Source organism: Microbacterium sp. Beta (genome assembly GCF_005502545.1).
GTDB classification, from domain to species: Bacteria; Actinomycetota; Actinomycetes; order Actinomycetales; family Microbacteriaceae; genus Microbacterium; species Microbacterium oxydans.
Map to the genome: position 1 here is coordinate 1 of NZ_SCOG01000039.1, position 18200 is coordinate 18200.

Below are 18200 nucleotides of genomic sequence, written 5' to 3' on the forward strand. Positions count from 1 at the left end.
TCTGAACAGTCGCTCCAAGGGGACTGATGTCATATGACACCCCGCGCAAACCTCTGATATGCGTCCGCCTTGAATTACAAGTACGGTGCGCTACCAATTGCGCCAAGTCGGCGGATGCCATCCATCAGCTTAGCGATGGCATCGACCACACCTCGACCTAGGAGGCAGGCGTGGTGGTCGGAGTCGGCGTGGGGGTCGGCGTCTCGCGAGAGGCGTCGCTCGCCACGCTGAGCACGAACTGCGAGAACTCGGCGGGATCGTCGAACGCACCCACGTATGCCTCACCGTTCGCGACGATCATGGGCGACGCGTTCAGCTTGAGGTCCTTGGAACCGGACAGTGGGCCTTCCAGCGCGCGGGTGGTCGCTTCCTTCGCCCAGCTGACGAAGTCCCCGTCCTCGATGCACGAGCGCACGGCCTTGGTGTTGTCGGTGCCGACGGCGGCTGCGAGGTTGGCGAGATCCTCATCCGACATGCCGTCGCTGCCCACGTCGGGCTGCTTGTCGAGCAGGTCATGATTGAACGCGTAGAACTGTGCAGGCGAGTGGCTGGCCACGCAGGCGGCAGCCGCTGCGGACCGCAGCGAGTACTTCGTGCCGTTCGAGCTCGCGGTGAGCAGAGCGACCGGGTGGTAGCTGACCGTGACCGCTCCCTCGCTGATCCAGCCGGCCAGCTGGCGGGCGTTCGCCCGCTCGAACTTGCCCGCGTCCGGCGAGAGGTAGTCGACGTAGACGTGGATGTCGACCTTCTCGGAGGCCGTGGCCTCGGGCGTCGGCTCTACCGGGGCTGCGGCATCGGACGGCTCCTCCGAGGGTGATACCGGCACCTCATCGGACCCCGCCACGGCGGTGATGTCGGTGACGACCACGCCGTCCGACTCCATTCCGGTGGGGGTGAGCTTCGGCTTCGACACCTGTGCTGACACCGCAAGGGTCACCGCAGTGCCGATCGCCCCTACGGCGACGATCGCGACGGCACCGATGATGATCCGTCGCATGAGGCGCGCCCTCGACTGCTGGGCGTGCACTTTCTGAGCCTTCTCCCGCACGGCCTCGCGAGAATTGCGAGGTGTGGGGACGTTCGGCGTTTCGTCGCTCGACATCGTTCCTCTTGTGAGTCTGAGGGGGTCCGGGTTGGCCCCGACCGCCGCTCGGCGACGATCGCCGCTGGGCGCGGCCGAGTTCGATGCTAGCCAGTGAGGCTGAGAAATACCCAGGTACCGCTGTTCATGTCATACTGACTTCGACCCAAAGACGGGTCACGGTGGCTCATCCCACCGCTTCATCACTACGGATCGTCCGGCACGTACCTGCCGGTGAAGGAGAAACGACAATGGCATCTGTGACTTTCGACGAGGCCACCCGCCTGTACCCCGGTGGAACCCGTCCCGCTGTCGACAAGCTGAACCTCGAGGTCGGTGACGGCGAGTTCCTCGTCCTCGTCGGACCTTCCGGTTGCGGTAAGTCGACGTCCCTCCGCATGCTCGCCGGCCTGGAAGAGGTCAACGCCGGCCGCATCCTCATCGGTGACCGCGACGTGACCGACGTGCCGCCGAAGGACCGTGACATCGCCATGGTCTTCCAGAACTACGCGCTGTACCCGCACATGACCGTCGCCGAGAACATGGGCTTCGCGCTCAAGATCGCCGGCGTCGGCAAGGAGGAGCGTGCGTCGCGCGTCCTCGAGGCCGCCAAGCTCCTCGACCTCGAGCAGTACCTGACCCGCAAGCCGAAGGCTCTCTCGGGTGGTCAGCGTCAGCGTGTGGCGATGGGCCGCGCGATCGTCCGTCAGCCCCAGGTCTTCCTCATGGACGAGCCGCTGTCGAACCTCGACGCCAAGCTCCGCGTCCAGACCCGTACGCAGATCGCGTCGCTGCAGCGTCGCCTCGGCGTCACCACGGTCTACGTCACGCACGACCAGACCGAGGCGCTCACCATGGGTGACCGTATCGCCGTGCTCAAGGACGGTCTGCTCCAGCAGGTCGGCTCGCCGCGCGACCTGTACGAGAAGCCCGAGAACGTCTTCGTCGCCGGCTTCATCGGCTCGCCCGCGATGAACCTGTTCTCGGCCGACCTGGCCGACGGCGGCGTGCGCTTCGGCACCGAGGTCGTGCCGCTCGACCGCGACACGGTCGGCCGTGCCAACGGCTCGCAGGTCACGGTCGGCGTCCGCCCCGAGGACATCACCGTCGGCCCGGCAGACGGCAAGGGCCTCTCGGTCGTCGTCGACCTGGTCGAGGAGCTCGGCGCAGACGGCTACCTCTACGGTCACACCGACATCAACGGCAAGCGCACCGACCTGGTCGCCCGTGTCGACGGCCGCAGCCACCCGAACGCCGGCGAGACGGTCACGCTGGCTGCCAACGCTGGTCACGTGCACGCGTTCGACAGCGAGTCCGGCGTGCGACTGAACGACAAGCCGGTCGTCTCCGCCTGATCGGATCCACAGACGCGGCGCGGGCTGACTTCGGTCACCTGCGCCGCGTCTCTTTTTCCTCACCGCCCGCCATCAGGGAGCACCATGCAGGACTCGCTGCGGATCACCGCCAGCAAGATCGATCCGGGACTGCTCGCGCTCCCCTGGTCGACAACCCTCGCCAAGTGGCCGTCCGAGCACATCGTGTCGCTCCCGAAGGGGCTTTCCCGCCACCTCGTGCGATTCGCCGATCTCTCCGGTCGCGTCGTCGCCGTCAAGGAGACCACTGCGGAGATGGCCCAGCGCGAATACGACATGCTCGGCAACCTGGCGCGCCTCGATGTGCCATGCGTCGACAGGGTCGCCGTGATCGCCGGCCGCACCGATGCCCATGGTGACCCCCTCCCCGCCGCCCTGGTCACATCACACCTGCGTTTCTCGATGCCGTATCGCGCGCTGTTCACGCGGGTGCTGCGCCCTGACACCGCGAACCGTCTCGTCGACGCGCTCGCGCTGCTTCTGGTGCGCCTGCACAACGTCGGCTTCTACTGGGGCGACGTCTCGCTGTCGAACACCCTCTTCCGGCGCGATGCCGGTGCGTTCGCGGCCTACCTCGTCGACGCGGAGACCGGGGAGCTCCACGAGGAGGGCCTCACTGACGGTCAGCGCGCGTATGACCTCGACCTCGCCCGCACCAACATCGCCGGCGAGATCATGGACCTCGCGGCCGGTGGACGTCTGGAGCACGGAGTGGATGCCGTGGCGATCGCGGACGGCATCGTGTCGTCATACCGGTCGCTGTGGGCCGAGCTCACCGCTCAGGAGTCGTTCTCCGCGGCCGAGACGTGGCGCATCACGGAACGGGTCGAGCGCCTCAACGCCCTCGGCTTCGACATCGACGAGATGTCCATGTCCACGACAGCCGACGGCACCGTCGTGGAGATCCAGCCGAAGGTCGTCGACGCAGGGCATCACCAGCGGCGCCTGATCCGCCTCACAGGCCTCGACGTCGAGGAGAACCAGGCCCGTCGCCTGCTCAACGACCTCGACGAGTTCCGCGCCCGCTCGACCAAGCAGTGGGCGGACGAGGAGATGTACGCCCACGAATGGCTCACCCGTGTCTTCGAGCCCGTCGTCCGTGCGATCCCCTATGAGCTGAGGGCGAAGCTCGAGCCTGCCGAGGTCTTCCACCAGGTGCTGGAGCACCGCTGGTACCTGTCCCAGGCGGAGGGACGCTCCATCCCCCTCGCCGAGGTGCTCACCAGCTACATCAACGAGGTGCTGCGCCATCGCCGCGACGAGGCCACGATCATGGGCCCGCCCACCGAGACGATGAGCCTTCCCGTCATCACGGGCGCGACGCCGACCGCCGACGACGATGATGACGTCGACTGGCGCGATCTGGTCTGACCGCTCCGAGGCGTCGGGGCCGGGACTCAGTAGCCGACGGTGAACCGCTCGCGATGGTGGTTGCCCTGCTCGATCTCATCGACCACCGCGACCGCGAAGTCGGCCCCCGAGATGAACGACTTGCCCTCGTCGTCGCGGACGATCACATCGCCGCCGTCACGGTAGTGTCCGGTGCGCTCGCCCTCTGCCCACGGACCGAAAACCTCGGCGGGGTGCACGAAGAACCAGTCCAGACGCGGATCGGTGGCTTCGAGCAGTGCGAGCGAGTCGATGCCGACCTGCGCCTCGTGCTTGTACTCCTCGGGGAAATCCTGATCGAACAGACGCAGCCCACCGGGAGCGACGAGACTGCCCCCAGCACCGCCGATCACGCCCAGGCGCGTCTCCGTCCCGGTGAGTCGATCGGCGAGCCCGCTCAACGCCTCCAGAACCCTGTTCTCCATGTCGCCGCGAGGAGACAGCGCGGACACCACCGCATCCGCTCCGTCGAGCGCCGGGGCCAACGAGTCGAGGTCCAGCGCCGTGCCCTGCAGATACGCAGCGCCGGCGACGGGATCCGTCGGTTCCGAGCGCGACAGGGCGATGACCGCATGACCGCGCGACACCGCCTCGGCGACGATGTGACGGCCGGCGTAGCCGGTTCCTCCGAGGACGACGATGCGAGCCATGCGGTTCTCCCCTAGTCAGATGTATGTGGCGATGGAATCACTTCGCGGCGCGGAGCGACGCGACCTGGTACAGCGCGACGGACGTCGCGATGCCGGCGTTCAGCGACTCGGTGGCCGCGGAGATCGGGATCGAGACGATCTGGTCGCAGGTCTCGGAGACGAGACGGGACAGCCCCTTGCCCTCGGAGCCGACCACGATCACGACGGGGCGATCGGCCAGCTGCAGTTCCGGAAGCGACACGTCGCCGTCACCGTCGAGCCCGAGCACGAAGACACCCTGCTTCTTGAACTCCTTGAGCTGCGTGGTGAGGTTGCTCGCGAGAGCCACCGGGGTGCGCGCGACCGCTCCGGCGCTGGTCTTCCAGGCCGCGGAGTTGACGCTCGCCGAGCGACGCTGAGGAAGGATGACGCCATGGCCACCGAACGCCGCCGTGGAGCGGATGATCGCGCCGAGGTTGCGGGGGTCGGTGATGCCGTCGAGCGCCACGAACAGCGGCACGTGGCCCTGGTCGATGACCTGCTCGAGCAGATCCTGGGGGTGCGCGTACTCGTACGGGGGCACCTTGATCGCGACGCCCTGGTGCACGCCGTCGAAGCCGGCCATCCGGTCGAGCTCGGGACGCGTGACCTCGAGCACGGGGATGCCGCGGTGGGTCGCGATCGAGAGCATCTCCTTCACACGGTCGTCCATCTCCACGCGCTGCGCGATGTAGAAGGCCGTCGCCGGGATCTTCGCCCGCAGTGCCTCGAGCACCGAGTTGCGACCCGTCACGATCTCGGTGTCGTCTCCTGCCTTGGCCTTGGACGCGCGGTTTCCGCCGCCAGCCCCGGGACGTCCGCCGCCCGGCCGCCCCTTGCCGCCGGTCGCCGCGGCGTACCGCTCGGCCGCAGCCTTGCGCTTGCCCGCCGGGTGCCAGGCGCGGTCCTCCGCCTTCGGCGTCGGTCCGCGACCCTCGAGCGCCTTGCGCCCGAGTCCGCCGGTGCCCTTGGTCGGGCCCTTCTTGTTTCCCTTGCTCGCGCCGGGGCGCCCTGGCTTAGCCATCGATACTCCAATGAGTTCCGGCCGGAGTGTCCTCCAGCGTGATTCCTGCGGCGGCGATCGCATCTCGGATGCGATCGGCCGCCGCCCAGTCCTTGTCAGCGCGTGCCTGTGCGCGCTGGGTGATCATCGTCTGGACGAGAGCGTCCAGCACAGACTCCGACGCGTGAGTCCTCGCGCCGGATGAGGCGGTGAGACCGAGGACGGAGGTCATCGCCAGCACGGCCCGAAGAGCGTGCAGCGCGGCTTCCGTCTCCCCCGCATCGAGCGCCGAGTTGCCCGCGCGCACCGTCTCGTGCAGCACAGCCAGCGCCTCCGGAACCCCGAGATCATCATCCATCGCGGCCACGAAGGCCTCGGGAAGACTCTGCGACACGAAGAATCCGATGCCCCCTTCGGCAACGCGTGCGGCACGCTGCTGGAACGTCGCGATGCGACCGAGCGCGGCCTCCGCCTCCGCCCACGACGACTCCGTGAGGTCGAGACTCGACCGATAGTGCGCCGAAGCGAGCGCGTAGCGCACCACCAGCGGGTCGTGCGCGGCGAGGACGTCTGCGGCCAACGTGAAGTTGCCGAGCGACTTCGACATCTTCTGTCCGTCGACGGTCACGAGGCCGTTGTGCACCCAATAGCGGGCGAAGCCGTCTCCTGCTGCGGTCGACTGCGCGAGCTCGTTCTCGTGATGGGGGAAACGCAGATCGAGCCCGCCGCCGTGGATGTCGAACTCCGCGCCGAGATAACGCTTCGACATCGCGGAGCATTCGATGTGCCATCCGGGACGGCCGGTCCCCCAGGGCGATGCCCAGCTCGCATCGGACGGCTCCTCGGGCTTGCTCCCCTTCCAGAGCGCGAAGTCCTGCGGATTCCGCTTGCCTCGGGGATCCGCGTCCTCCGCCGCTTCCATCGCGTCCAGCGACTGATGGGTGAGCGAGCCGTAGTCGGACCAGGAGCGCACGTCGAAGTAGACGTCCCCCGATCCGTCCGGCGCAGGGTAGGCGTGGCCGCGCTCGATCAGCAGCGCGATGAGCTCCTGCATCTGCGGAACCGAAGCCGTGGCTCGGGGCTCGTAGGTCGGCGGGAGGATCCCCACGCCCGCATAGGCAGCGGTGAACTCGCGCTCCATCCGGTAGGCCAGCGCCCACCACGGCTCGGAATCGGTCGCGTTGGCGAGCACCTTGTCATCGATGTCCGTCACGTTGCGGACGAACGTCACGCGACCGTGGCGGTACTCGAGCCAGCGCCGCAGGAGATCGAAGCTGAGGGCCGCTCTGACGTGCCCGATGTGCGGGCCGGACTGCACGGTGGGTCCGCACACGTACATCGTGATGTTCTCAGGATCGAGAGGCACGAAGTCGCGCAACTGCTGCGCGCGGGTGTCGTAGAGGCGGACTGTCACCGCTCAAGCTTACCGGGAGCGTCGTTCCGGAGCCTGGGCGCGTGCGAATGCGTCATCCATGACGGGCGAACTCAGTCCACGGGGAAGATCTGTCCCGTCTGCACGCCGAGGACGCTCTTGGCGTACGCCATGCCGACCCGGTATGAAGACACCGGGACGAACCCCGGGAACGACGAATGGTAGGAAGGCGCGTCCTCGAGCACTGAGGGGCTGACGGCGTTGATGCGGATCCCACGCGGGAGCTCGGCGGCTGCGCCCAGCACGAACGCCTCTATCGCTCCGTTCGCCAGCGAGGCCGCCGCCCCCGTGGCGATCGGCTCGCGGGCCAGGACGCCGGAGGTGAGGGTGAAGGAGCCTCCGTCACGCACGAACCGCGTACCGATGCGGACGATGTCGAGCTGGGACAGCACCTTGCCGCGGAGCGCCGATTCGAAGTCGTCACGCCCGAGCTCGGCCAGCGGTGCGAACGGGACGCTGCCGACAGCGGCGATGACCGCATCCACGTGGCCCACATCGTCGAAGAGCCGCTCGATGGATGTCGGGTCCGTCACGTCGACAGACGGATCACCGTTCCGCGAGGCGGCCACGATGTCGTGCCCTTCGAGCGCTCCGACTGCCGCCCGTCCGACATGCCCACTGGCTCCGATGATGAGGATCTTCACTGCGGCTCCTTCTGTGATGGTCTCGTCGACAGGAAACGATCCGCACGGACCGCGCATTCCCCGCCGAGTCAGAGCGGGAAGACGGTCGCGATCGCGGTGACCGCGATGCCCTCCGCCCGCCCGGCGAACCCCAGCCCGTCGGTCGTGGTGGCTGTCACGGACACCGGAGCGCCGAGGATCCCACTGAGGAGCTCCTGGGCTTCGGACCTTCGCGGGCTGAACTTCGGACGGTTCCCCTGGAACTGGACCGAGACGTTCCCGACCGCGAAGCCGGCTTCCCGGAGCAGCTCGCGCGTGCGGGCCAGGAAGACCTCGGCATGGGCCCCCGCATACTCGGGATGGGCGGTGCCGAAGTGCTCGCCGATGTCGCCGAGGCCCGCCGCTCCCAGGAGCGCATCGACGATGGCATGGGCGACCGCGTCTCCATCCGAATGGCCGGACAGAGGTTGCTCCCCTGGCCACTCCAGACCGGCGAGCCAGAGGTCGCCCTCGCCGCCGAAGGCGTGAACGTCCGTGCCGATGCCCACCCGCGGGATGCCGGCGCCTGCGTTGTGCGAGCCCAGAAGGTGTCTCGCGCGCTCGAGGTCGGCCGGCGTGGTGATCTTGAACGCGCGTTCGGAGCCGTCGATGTGCCGCACGGGGCGGCCTGTCGCCGCGAACAGCGCCGCATCGTCGGTGTACTCGACCCCGCTCTCACGCGCGGCGGCGTAGGCGGCCTCCAGCGCTGCCCGCGGAAAGCCCTGTGGCGTCTGCGCCGCTGCGAGCTCGGAACGGTCGACGGCTGCCGCCACGGCTCCATCGACGACCCTCTTGAGCGTGTCGACGACGGGCAGCGTCGGAATCACGCCGACCTCTGCGGTCACAGCCGCTGCGACGGCATCGATCTGTGAGGGAGGGGTGAGCGCACGTGCGGCGTCATGCACCAGCACCGTCTCGATGTCGCCCCAGAGCGCGCTCAGACCCGCGGCCACCGACTGCTGCCTGGTCGCGCCGCCGGTGACCACGCGCCCCAAGTCGGCGCGCTCCCCCGCCGCTTCGCGCAGCTCGGTCTCGGCGTCGCCCTCCCAGCCTGCGGGGGCGACCACGACGACCTGGGCCGGCGCGGCGGCGAACACCCCGTCGAGCGCATGGCGGAGCACGGAACGGGAGTCGACGCCGACGAAGGCCTTCGGGGCGCTCGCCCCCAGTCGGGTGCCGGAGCCTGCGGCCACGACGATGATCGCTGTGCGTGGAACGGGAAGGATGGTCACGGCTTCACGTTACCGGCCGAGACGACGAAAGGCGGGTGCCGAAGCACCCGCCTTTCGTCGTGGAAGAGCTCAGGAAGCGAGAACCTCGTCGAGCAGTGCGCCCGCCTTGTCCTCGTCGGTCTTCTCGGCGAGCGCCAGCTCCGAGATGAGGATCTGGCGAGCCTTCGCCAGCATCCGCTTCTCACCCGCGGACAGACCGCGGTCCTGGTCACGGCGCCACAGGTCGCGCACGACCTCGCTGACCTTGATCACATCGCCGGAGGCGAGCTTCTCGAGGTTCGCCTTGTACCGGCGCGACCAGTTCGTGGGCTCTTCTGTGAAGGGTGCTCGCAGCACCTCGAAAACATGATCGAGGCCCTCCTTGCCGATCACGTCGCGAACGCCGACCAGGTCGACGTTCTCCGCGGGGACCTCGATGATGAGATCTCCCTGGGTGACGTTGAGCTTCAGGTATTTCTTCGCCTCACCCTTGATGATGCGCTCCTTGACCTCGATGATGGTCGCAGCGCCATGGTGGGGATAGACGACGGTCTCGCCAACCTCAAAAAGCATAAAAACGTGTCCTTTCGGCAACCTCAAGGATACCACAGGGGACATGCGCTAAGGTTCGCGCCCCCAGGGCCGCAGGAGCCCTCACGACTTACGCATAGAATGGTTCCGGATATCCCCGCCGGACCTCAGGAGGACCCGTGAAATCGCGCCTTGTTGCGTCTGCAGCCCTCAGCGCCCTCGTTCTGCTCGGTGCGACCGGGTGCACGTTCATCACCCCGCAGTCCACCAAGACCGAGTACGCCGCCTCCGACGGAGTGAACGTCTCCGACGAAGACGGGCCCATCGACGTGCGCAACGCCCTCGTGGTCGCCACGGAGGACGGTTCGGTCGGCAACTTCGTCGCCGCGATCGTGAACCCGACCGACGAGAAGGCCACGCTCACCGTCACCGTCGAGGGTGTCGACCCCTTCGCCATCACGGTCCCGGCGAACGACACCGTGAGCCTCGGCTCTGACGCCGACCCGGTGCGCATCGTGGGCCTCGACACCAAGCCCGGCGCTACCGTCGAGATCCACTTCCAGTCGGGAGATTCCACCGGAGTCAAGACCCAGGTGCCGGTGCTCGACGGCACCCTCCCCTACTACTCGGATCTGGTCCCCAGCGAGAAGGCACCCACATCGTCGCCGACCCCGCTGCCGACCGATACGGCAGCCCCGGCGCCCTCGAACTGACGCCGCACGCAGCGAGAAGAGGCCGGCACCCCTCGGGGTACCGGCCTCTTCTGCGTCTCACCGGCAGCATGCGCCACCGATCGGACGCTCAGCCCTCGAAGCGGTACCCCAGACCACGCACCGTGACGAGCATGACGGGCTCGCTCGGGTTCTCCTCGATGCGCGAGCGGATGCGCTTGATGTGCACGTCCAGCGTCTTGGTGTCGCCGAAGTAGTCGCTCCCCCACACGCGGTCGATGAGCTGTCCCCTGGTCAGGACGCGTCCCGAGTTGCGCATCAGCACCTCGAGCAGCTCGAACTCCTTCAGCGGCATGTTGATCTGCGCACCTGCCACGGAGACGGTGTGTCTGTCGATGTCGAGAGACACACGTCCACCGTCCAGCACACGCTCGTCCAGTTCACCGTCCGCCTGGACCACCCGGCGCAGCACCGCCCGCATCCTGGCGAGCAGCTCCCGGGACGAGTAGGGCTTCGTGATGTAGTCGTCCGCTCCGAGTTCGAGGCCGACGACGATGTCGACCTCGGAGTCCTTGGCGGTGAGCATGATGATCGGCACAGCAGAGGTCGAGCGGATCTGCCGACACACCTCGGTGCCCGGCATCCCCGGCAGCATCAGGTCGAGCAGCACGATGTCGGCACCGCGCTCCCGGAAGGCCGCGAGTGCGCCGGGGCCGTCCTCCGCGATCTCCACCTCGTACCCCTCGCGTCGGAGCAGGTAGGCGAGCGGGTCGGCGAGGTCGGGCTCGTCTTCGACGAGAAGGATTCGGGTCATGCTCTCTCTCCGTTTCGCACGCGGGCGGACGCGGCGTTCTTGGCCGCCTTGCGCGCGCGCTTCTTCTTGTTCTTCTTGCCCGCGTCGCGATTGTCTGGGGCATCGATCCGAGGAAGCCGGATCGTGAACGTGGACCCGCGACCGGGACGGGACCACAGCCGCACCTCGCCACCGTGACGCTGGGTGGCGTGCTTGACGATGGACAGGCCGAGGCCCGTGCCGCCCGTGCGCCGCGATCGGGCTTCGTCGGCCCGATAGAACCGCTCGAAGATGCGCTCGCGATCTGCTTCCGCGATGCCGATGCCCTGATCCGACACCGCGATCTCGACCACACCGTCTTCCGCCCGTACGCCCACGCCCACTCGGGAGCCGCGCGGCGAGTAGACGATGGCGTTGGCGATCAGGTTGCCGACCGCCTCGATCAGGATCTGCGCATCGCCGCGCACCCAGACACCACGGTCTCCGCCCCTGGCGAGTTCCACACCGGCGGAATCGGCCTGCACGACATGGGCCTCGATGGAGGAGGCGATCACCTCGTCGATCGCGACCGGCCCCACCGTGGACAGCCCGTCCTCGGCCTGGAGCCGGGACAGGCTCATGATGCGACCGGTGAGCTGACCGAGACGACCCGCCTCCGCCGAGATGCGCGCGGCGAAGATGCGCACCTGGGAGGGATCGTCGGCCGCCGACTCGATCGCCTCGGCGAGCAGGCTCACCGCACCGACCGGCGTCTTCAGTTCGTGGCTCGTGTTCGCCACGAAGTCGCGACGCATCTGGTCCAGTCGTTCCTGCTCCGTGACATCACGGATGATCAGCAGGACGAGGCGGCTGCCGATCACGCTGGCCCGAGCCGAGACCAGGCGGGGGTCGAGGCTCACCCCGCCGCGCGTGATGCGCATCGACTCGGTGACGGAGCCGCCGGCCTCTCTGACGCCGCGGACGAGCTGCCGGAGCTCCGGGTTGTCGAGAGTCGAGCCGACATCGATCCCGAAGCGCGTCGCGGCCTGCGATGCGGCCAGCACCAGACCGGAGGCGTCGACGATCGCCGCCGCATCGTCCATGCTGTGCAGGACGTCGGTGATGCCGGCGGGGATCGCCAGCGACGTCTCCTCCTGCACTCGAGCCCGCGCTCGGTACGCCCACACCACGAGGAGCGACAGGCCGACGCCGATCACGAGCCCGATGGCGAGCGAAGACAGCGCAAGCTGCGGCAGGGTCATGACTCCAGCGTAGAGTGCGTTCACCGTCCGTCCGGCGGGTTTCCGCGCCCTGGCGGGAACAGGAGAAGTACTATTCACGTGCTGGGCACCGTTCGTTAACCTTCGAAGCAGACAATCGCTTCGGGCCCGTGCGGGAGCACAGACCTGCTCTCGTGCGGACGACCCGCCGCCTCGCGCTGATCCAGCCGAGATCCGAATGAAAGGTTGCGCCCCAACATGCGCGAAGTCTTCCACCAGTCCCTCGAGGACCTGCAGAACCGCCTCGTCGAGATCGCCGACCTCGTCACGGTGTCCATCGACAAGGCCACCAGGGCGTTCGCGACGAGCGACGTGGCTCTGGCCGAAGAGGTCATCGCCGACGACGCGAAGATCGACGAGCTGGCCGTGGCCCTCGACGAGCAGGCCATCGAGATCCTCGCGCGCCAGCAGCCGGTCGCCCGCGACCTCCGCATCGTCGTCACTGCATTGCGCGTGAGCGCCTCGCTCGAGCGCATGGGCGACATGTCGGAGCACATCGCCCAGCTCGCCCGCCTCCGCTTCCCCGAGCGCGCCATTCCGAAGGGCCTCAAGGGCACGTTCGTGAAGATGGGCGAGCTCGACGTCGAGGTGGCCCGCACCCTGTCCGAACTGCTGCGCACGCAGGACCTGCGTTTCGCCGACGCCATCCGCAACGCCGATGACGACGTCGATGAGCTGCACGCCACCGTCTTCGAGAAGGTGCTCAGCGACAACTGGAAGGGCGAGGCCACGGCCACCGTCGATGCCACGCTCGCCAGCCGGTACCACGAGCGCTTCGCCGACCACGCGGTGGCCGTCGCGAAGAAGGTCGTCTACCTCGCCACGGGCGACTGGGCGGTCGAGGAACACGACATCCCGCTCGCCGTCGAGCAGCAGGAGCTCGGTCAGCAGGAGTTCGGCCACGCCTGACACCCACTCGCGGATACGACGGAGCCCCCGATGCCATCGCATCGGGGGCTCCGTCGTATCCGCAGGGGCTTCTACTTCTTGCCCTGCGCCGCGACGGCGGCGGCACCGGCGGCGGCGGCCTCGGGGTCGAGGTAGCGGCCGGGGCCGGTGGGGACGTTGTTCTCGTCCAGCTCGTACACCAGCGGGATGCCGGTCGGGATGTTCAGCTCGGCGATGTCGTCGTCGCTGATGCCCTCGAGGTGCTTGACGAGACCACGCAGCGAGTTGCCGTGCGCCGTCACGAGCACCGTCTTGCCGGCTTCGAGGTCGGGGACGATCGCGCTCTCCCAGTAGGGCAGCAGGCGGTCGATGACGAGCTTGAGCGACTCGGTGCGCGGCACCTCGCCGTCGATGTGCGCGTAACGGACGTCGTTCACCTGGCTGAACTCGCTCTCGTCGTCGAGCACGGGCGGCGGCACATCGAACGAACGACGCCACAGCTGGAACTGCTCCGGGCCGAACTCTTCCAGCGTCTGTGCCTTGTCCTTGCCCTGCAGCGCGCCGTAGTGACGCTCGTTCAGGCGCCAGGAGCGGGTCACCGGGATCCACAGACGATCAGCGGCATCCAGCGCGATGTTCGCCGTCTGGATGGCACGGCTCAGCAGCGAGGTGTGCAGCACGTCGGGCAGGATGCCGGACTCCGCCAGCAGCTCGCCGCCGCGGCGTGCCTCCTTCTCGCCCTGCGCATTGAGGCGGACGTCCACCCAACCGGTGAACAGGTTCAGTTCGTTCCACTCGCTCCGGCCGTGGCGGAGCAGGATGAGGGTGCGCGTCGCAGTCATGCCGTCAGTTTATCCGCCCGGGGCTGAGGACCCGAGTCGGATGCTGGGAGGATGGAGACATGGCGTCATCTCCCCTCGGTCGGCCGACCCGCGGCACCACGGGGACGAACCGCCTTCGGCGAAACGACCGCTGGATCGCCGCGAGTGAGGCGCTGCGCCGAGCATCCGACCCGTTGGTCGTCGACCTCGGCTACGGCGCCAGCGGGGTCACGGCCTTCGAGCTCGCCACGCGCCTGGTCCGGGTGCGTGACGACGTGGAGGTGCGCGGACTGGAGATCGACCCCGCCCGCGTCGCGACGGCCGATGCGCAGCTCGACGAGGTGCGCGCGGGCCGAACCTCCTTCGCGTCCGACCTTCCGGTGACGTTCGCGCGCGGCGGTTTCGAGGTTCCGCTTCCCGATGGGCGCAGAGCAGCCGTGATCCGCGCGATGAACGTGCTGCGCCAGTACGACGAGCAGGATGTCCCCGGCGCCTGGTCACGGATGGCCGCCCGGCTGGCGCCCGGCGGCCTGCTGTTCGAGGGCACCTGCGACGAGATCGGCCGCGTCTCGAGCTGGATCGACATCGATGCACAGGCGACCCCGCTGCGGTTCACGCTCTCGCTCCGGCTCGCGGACCTCGAGCACCCGAGCATCGTCGCCGAACGCCTGCCCAAGACACTGATCCACCGCAACGTCACCGGCGAACGCATCCATGCCCTCCTGGTCGACCTCGATCGCGAATGGGACCGTGCCGCGCCGTTGTCGACCTTCGGGGCGACGCAGCGTTTCCTCGCCGCGGTCGGTTCACTGCGTGATCAAGGTTGGCCCGTGATCGGTGGGCGCACGCGCTGGCGTCTGGGCGAGCTCACGCTGCCATGGAAGGCCGTCGCTCCGCGCGCGGACTGACTCCGGGCCGGTGACGTCGGCTCAGCCAGCGTCGCGTGCGTCGCGCGGGTCGGGCGCCGCCGGCCGTCGCGACAACCGTGTGAGGCGCGGGATGTCGGCCACGGAACCGGCATCCGCCGGGACGATCACCTGCTGGGACGCAGCGATGTCGATGCCCTCCGCGCGCACGACGAGGTCGCCGACCGGTGCGCGCCGGGAGAGGATCGCGAGCGCGATCGGGCCGTCTTCGTGGTGCCGGGCCACGGAGGTCAGGTGGCCGACCTCGTCATCGCCCGCGAAGACCGGCGCACCGGGCTCCGGCAGGACGGCATCGCTGCCATCGAGGTGGAGTGCGGCCAGCCGTCGAGGCGGATGCCCGAGGTTGTGCACCTTGGCGACGGTCTCCTGGCCGCGGTAGCAGCCCTTGTTCAGGTGGACCGCGCTGCGGATCCAGTCGGACTCGTGGGGCAGCGAGCGCTCGTCCACCTCGGTCGTCCACCGAGGACGCCACGCCGCGACCCGCAGCGCCTCGGCCGCAAGACTCCCTGCGAGGGCTTCCCGATCGAGGGAACCGGCGAGAGCACGAGCGGATTCCTCCGTGACGACGGCCACCCGCCAGGCGAAATCGGTGGCAGGATGCTCTGCGACCTCCGCGTACTGATGACCTCCGACGCTGATGCGCTGCCACGGGTCTGCCCAGACGAGGGCGACGCCGTTCGGGGCGAACGCGGCAGCGGTGACTCTCGCTCCGACGGTCCCGCCGTCGATGTAGCCGACCAGCTCGAGGTCGGAGCGCACCTCGACCGTCGCCTGGGTACGGAACTTCATGCGCGTCAGCCAGGCGGCGAGCGCTTCCGCATCGCCGCTGTCGGCGATCAACCACGCCGATGAGCCGTCGTCGAGGATTCCGGCGGCGTGCTCGACGCGACCCTGCGGGTCGAGGATCAGCAGCTCCGTGCTGTCTCCTGGCGCGAGACGTCCCACCGACTGCGAGGTGATCGAGTCGAGCCAGGTGAGGCGCTCGGGACCCGCCACCTCGATGACCGTGCGATCCCCGAGCGGCGCAAGGGCCGCGCCGTCGGCGAGACGCCGCTGCTCGCGGAACGCATCACCGAAATGAGTGATGACCTCACCGTCGGAGACCGCACCGTCGACCTGGTGGAAGGCGGACACGTCAGACCTTGGCCAACCGGGCCGATGCATGCGAGCGCAAAGGCGTGCCGAGGGCGGCGATGTCCCACGCCCACAGCAGATGACCGTCGACGAGGCCGTACATGCGGGAAGAGGCGGTGTGGACCTTCGCGCCGGCGCTGCGCACGACGGCGTCGGAGCCGATGTCGATGCGCGGCCCGTTGATCTCGCCGATGTAGAGCTCGAGGGCACCGTCGGCGTGTGCGAGAGAGACCTCGATCGGGAATCCGCCGCTCGGAGCGCGCAACTCCTCCACGTCGTCGACTGTGCGGGTCACGGCCGGCGCGGTGGGAGGCAACAGCGCGGGGCCGGGATCAGCCGCTGCCGCCGGACGCGCGAGTCGCCAGAATCCCGTCTCGGCGAGCAGTGCGGCCGCCGGAGCACCCTCGTCGGTCAGAAGGGTGGCCGTTCCGGAGTAGTTCAGGAAAGGACCGCCGTCATGGCTGAAGCTGACCCGGTGCGTGAACTCTCCCTGCAGACGCTCGTCGCCGACCGGATAGTCGATGACGCCGGTGCCTTCCCAGACGCCGATCAGCCACGCGAAGGGGACGAGATCGGCCGGAAGGTCGACGGGAAGCTCGAGCATCGTCCGGTCAGCGCTGGCCGCGGAAGAGGTTACGCAGCACCACCGCCGAGACGAAGACGATAGCGAGGCTCGCAAGGCCCAGCAGGCCGATGAAGAAGATTTCGAGCGCCATGAGGTCCATGTGCTCCACCTTACCGCGCCGCGCCGACGTCCGGCGGGAATCAGGTCGGGATCAGCGCTGCGAGGCCGAACCCGACCGAGATGATCCCCATCAGCAGCAGAGCGCCGATCACGCTGCCGGCCACCCGGAAGATGAAGCCCTGAGTGCGCCCGTACCAGAGCTGCACGGCGAACGACAGGAGCACGACGCCGCCGAAGCCGACGAGGAGCCACGGCACACGCCACTCCTCCGGCACGAAGATGCCGATGACGACGGTCGCGAGGAAGGCCGTGGCCCAGACGACGAGCACACCGACGAACGCGTTGCGCGGTGCGAGTGCGGGATCCGTCATGTCTCCATTGTGACCTATCGCTCCCGGTATCATGGCGGCACGACGTCGATCCGCGTCTGTGAGGAGTGCGTGTGGCCCAGGTCCTGGTTCTGACCAACGCTCCGCTCTCCGAGCAGGTGCTCCCCGCGCTCGAGCTGTTGAGCCACCGCACGCGCCAGATCCCCGCAGAGCCCTCGCAATTGATCAGTGCGCCCGATCATGATGTCGTGATCGTCGACGGCCGTCACGACCTCGTCGGGGCGAAGTCGCTGTGCCGTCTGCTGCGGACGGCAGGACAGGACTCCCCGCTGCTGCTCGTCGTCACGGAGGGCGGGATGAGCGCCCTCTCCGGCGACTGGGGCATCGATGACGTGCTCCTCTCCACCGCGGGTCCGGCGGAGATCGATGCCAGGCTGCGTCTCGTGCTGGCACGACGCGACGAGGTCGCCGAACCCGCACGCGTGCAGGCATCCGGCGTGACCATCGACGAGCAGTCCTACTCGGCGAAGCTGCGCGGCAGACCTCTGGACCTCACCTACAAGGAGTTCCAGCTGCTGCATTTCCTGGCGACCCACCCGGCTCGCGTCTTCACCAGGGAGCAGCTGCTGAGCGAGGTCTGGGGTTACGACTACTTCGGGGGCACCCGCACCGTCGATGTGCACGTGCGACGACTGAGGGCGAAGCTCGGTGACCAGGAGCAGATCATCGGAACGGTGCGCAACGTCGGCTACCGCTTCAACGTCAACGAAGACGAAGGCCTGGCCAGCGCGGGGTGAGGCGACTCCGTTCACACGCGCGTCACTTCTCGGTGCTTAGATGTACCCCATGATCGATCCCGCACTCGCCGACGCCGGGCTGGGTGATGCCGAAGACGACGACTTCGACGCCATCGAGTCCTACGACGCCCAGCTCCCCGACCACCGCTACCTGGATCGCGAGCTGAGCTGGCTCGCCTTCAACCAGCGCGTGCTGGAGCTCGCCGAGGATCCGTCGCTCCCCGAACTGGAGCGGGCCAACTTCCTGGCGATCTTCGCGAGCAACCTCGACGAGTTCTTCATGGTGCGCGTCGCTGGCCTCAAGCGACGCATCATGACCGGCCTCGCCGTGCCCACCAACATCGGCCGCTCCCCCGTCGACGCCCTCGCCGACATCTCGCGCGAGGCGCACGCGCTGCAGCTGCGCCATGCCGACGCGTGGACGTCGCTGGTGCGACCCGCTCTCGCCGAATCCGGAATCGAGATCGCCGATTGGTCGGAGCTGACCGACGACGAGCGCACGGCGCTCTCCGAGTACTTCTCCGCACAGGTCTTCCCGGTGCTGATG

General features: G+C 68.3%; 19 protein-coding genes and 1 pseudogene. 7 read left to right on the top strand and 13 right to left on the bottom strand.

Going from position 1 to position 18200, the window contains the following annotated elements; all coding sequences use genetic code 11:
- Window positions 1–157: 157 nt before the first annotated feature.
- Complete coding sequence (locus tag FFS56_RS19730) at window positions 158–1102, bottom strand: thioredoxin domain-containing protein (RefSeq protein ID WP_046746532.1); 945 nt, start codon at window positions 1100–1102, stop codon at window positions 158–160.
- A gap of 230 nt (window positions 1103–1332) precedes the next feature.
- Between FFS56_RS19730 and ugpC the strand changes: the two genes are divergently transcribed.
- Both ugpC and FFS56_RS19740 read left to right on the top strand, forming a co-directional pair.
- Window positions 1333–2436, top strand: a complete 1104-nt coding sequence (gene ugpC / locus FFS56_RS19735) for a sn-glycerol-3-phosphate ABC transporter ATP-binding protein UgpC (RefSeq protein WP_046746531.1) — start codon at window positions 1333–1335, stop codon at window positions 2434–2436.
- Between the two features lie 84 nt (window positions 2437–2520).
- A complete protein-coding gene (locus FFS56_RS19740; RefSeq protein ID WP_046746530.1) occupies window positions 2521–3825 on the top strand; it encodes a DUF4032 domain-containing protein in 1305 nt (434 codons plus the stop codon).
- 26 nt (window positions 3826–3851) lie between these two features.
- On the opposite strand, the gene FFS56_RS19745 is transcribed toward FFS56_RS19740, so the two are convergent.
- The 6 genes from FFS56_RS19745 to FFS56_RS19770 form a co-directional block, all read right to left on the bottom strand.
- Window positions 3852–4493 carry an NAD(P)H-binding protein gene (locus FFS56_RS19745; RefSeq protein ID WP_137771888.1) on the bottom strand — a complete coding sequence of 214 codons (642 nt, stop codon included), beginning with the start codon at window positions 4491–4493 and terminating at the stop codon, window positions 3852–3854.
- Window positions 4494–4530: 37 nt separating this feature from the next.
- On the bottom strand, window positions 4531–5535 hold the full coding sequence (gene rlmB / locus FFS56_RS19750) for a 23S rRNA (guanosine(2251)-2'-O)-methyltransferase RlmB (RefSeq protein WP_058630990.1): 1005 nt from the start codon (window positions 5533–5535) through the stop codon (window positions 4531–4533).
- Window positions 5528–6928, bottom strand: a complete 1401-nt coding sequence (gene cysS / locus FFS56_RS19755) for a cysteine--tRNA ligase (RefSeq protein ID WP_127012517.1) — start codon at window positions 6926–6928, stop codon at window positions 5528–5530. Before cysS ends, rlmB begins: the two co-directional genes overlap by 8 nt.
- Window positions 6929–6999: 71 nt before the next feature.
- The gene (locus FFS56_RS19760; protein WP_127012518.1) at window positions 7000–7590 is read right to left on the bottom strand and encodes a short chain dehydrogenase; all 591 of its coding nucleotides are present in this window, start codon (window positions 7588–7590) and stop codon (window positions 7000–7002) included.
- Between the two features lie 68 nt (window positions 7591–7658).
- Window positions 7659–8840 (bottom strand): 2-C-methyl-D-erythritol 4-phosphate cytidylyltransferase, encoded by a 1182-nt coding sequence (ispD, locus tag FFS56_RS19765; protein ID WP_046746525.1) that lies wholly within the window; start codon window positions 8838–8840, stop codon window positions 7659–7661.
- A gap of 69 nt (window positions 8841–8909) precedes the next feature.
- Complete coding sequence (locus tag FFS56_RS19770; protein ID WP_017201416.1) at window positions 8910–9392, bottom strand: CarD family transcriptional regulator; 483 nt, start codon at window positions 9390–9392, stop codon at window positions 8910–8912.
- A gap of 137 nt (window positions 9393–9529) precedes the next feature.
- Between FFS56_RS19770 and FFS56_RS19775 the strand changes: the two genes are divergently transcribed.
- Window positions 9530–10063 carry a restriction endonuclease subunit M gene (locus tag FFS56_RS19775; protein WP_046746524.1) on the top strand — a complete coding sequence of 178 codons (534 nt, stop codon included), beginning with the start codon at window positions 9530–9532 and terminating at the stop codon, window positions 10061–10063.
- A gap of 88 nt (window positions 10064–10151) precedes the next feature.
- Here the strand turns inward: FFS56_RS19775 and FFS56_RS19780 are convergent, their stop codons facing one another.
- Together FFS56_RS19780 and FFS56_RS19785 are read right to left on the bottom strand one after the other, a co-directional pair.
- Entirely contained in the window at window positions 10152–10835 is a 684-nt protein-coding gene (locus FFS56_RS19780; protein ID WP_045263359.1) for a response regulator transcription factor, read from the bottom strand.
- Complete coding sequence (locus FFS56_RS19785; protein WP_046746523.1) at window positions 10832–12055, bottom strand: ATP-binding protein; 1224 nt, start codon at window positions 12053–12055, stop codon at window positions 10832–10834. The genes FFS56_RS19780 and FFS56_RS19785 overlap by 4 nt, the downstream gene beginning before the upstream one ends.
- A gap of 216 nt (window positions 12056–12271) precedes the next feature.
- On the opposite strand from FFS56_RS19785, the gene phoU reads away from it, so the two are divergent.
- A complete protein-coding gene (gene phoU, locus FFS56_RS19790) occupies window positions 12272–12982 on the top strand; it encodes a phosphate signaling complex protein PhoU (protein ID WP_046746522.1) in 711 nt (236 codons plus the stop codon).
- Between the two features lie 71 nt (window positions 12983–13053).
- On the opposite strand, the gene FFS56_RS19795 is transcribed toward phoU, so the two are convergent.
- Window positions 13054–13803: a phosphoglyceromutase gene (locus tag FFS56_RS19795; RefSeq protein ID WP_046746485.1), complete on the bottom strand. Its 750-nt coding sequence runs from the start codon at window positions 13801–13803 to the stop codon at window positions 13054–13056.
- A 59-nt stretch (window positions 13804–13862) separates the two neighbouring features.
- Between FFS56_RS19795 and FFS56_RS19800 the strand changes: the two genes are divergently transcribed.
- Window positions 13863–14690, top strand: coding sequence for a class I SAM-dependent methyltransferase (locus tag FFS56_RS19800; protein WP_137771887.1), 828 nt, complete (start codon window positions 13863–13865; stop codon window positions 14688–14690).
- 21 nt (window positions 14691–14711) lie between these two features.
- Here FFS56_RS19800 and FFS56_RS19805 read toward each other — a convergent pair whose 3' ends face one another.
- The 3 genes from FFS56_RS19805 to FFS56_RS19815 form a co-directional block, all read right to left on the bottom strand.
- Window positions 14712–15842: a glycine cleavage T C-terminal barrel domain-containing protein gene (locus tag FFS56_RS19805; protein ID WP_171010968.1), complete on the bottom strand. Its 1131-nt coding sequence runs from the start codon at window positions 15840–15842 to the stop codon at window positions 14712–14714.
- A 1-nt stretch (window position 15843) separates the two neighbouring features.
- Complete coding sequence (locus FFS56_RS19810; protein ID WP_046746482.1) at window positions 15844–16446, bottom strand: FABP family protein; 603 nt, start codon at window positions 16444–16446, stop codon at window positions 15844–15846.
- Window positions 16447–16607: 161 nt separating this feature from the next.
- Window positions 16608–16898: a hypothetical protein gene (locus FFS56_RS19815; RefSeq protein WP_046746481.1), complete on the bottom strand. Its 291-nt coding sequence runs from the start codon at window positions 16896–16898 to the stop codon at window positions 16608–16610.
- A gap of 71 nt (window positions 16899–16969) precedes the next feature.
- On the opposite strand from FFS56_RS19815, the gene FFS56_RS19820 reads away from it, so the two are divergent.
- Together FFS56_RS19820 and FFS56_RS19825 are read left to right on the top strand one after the other, a co-directional pair.
- Window positions 16970–17653 (top strand): response regulator transcription factor, encoded by a 684-nt coding sequence (locus FFS56_RS19820; RefSeq protein WP_046746480.1) that lies wholly within the window; start codon window positions 16970–16972, stop codon window positions 17651–17653.
- A 49-nt stretch (window positions 17654–17702) separates the two neighbouring features.
- Window positions 17703–18200: pseudogene (locus FFS56_RS19825) on the top strand (RNA degradosome polyphosphate kinase); the annotation flags it as partial.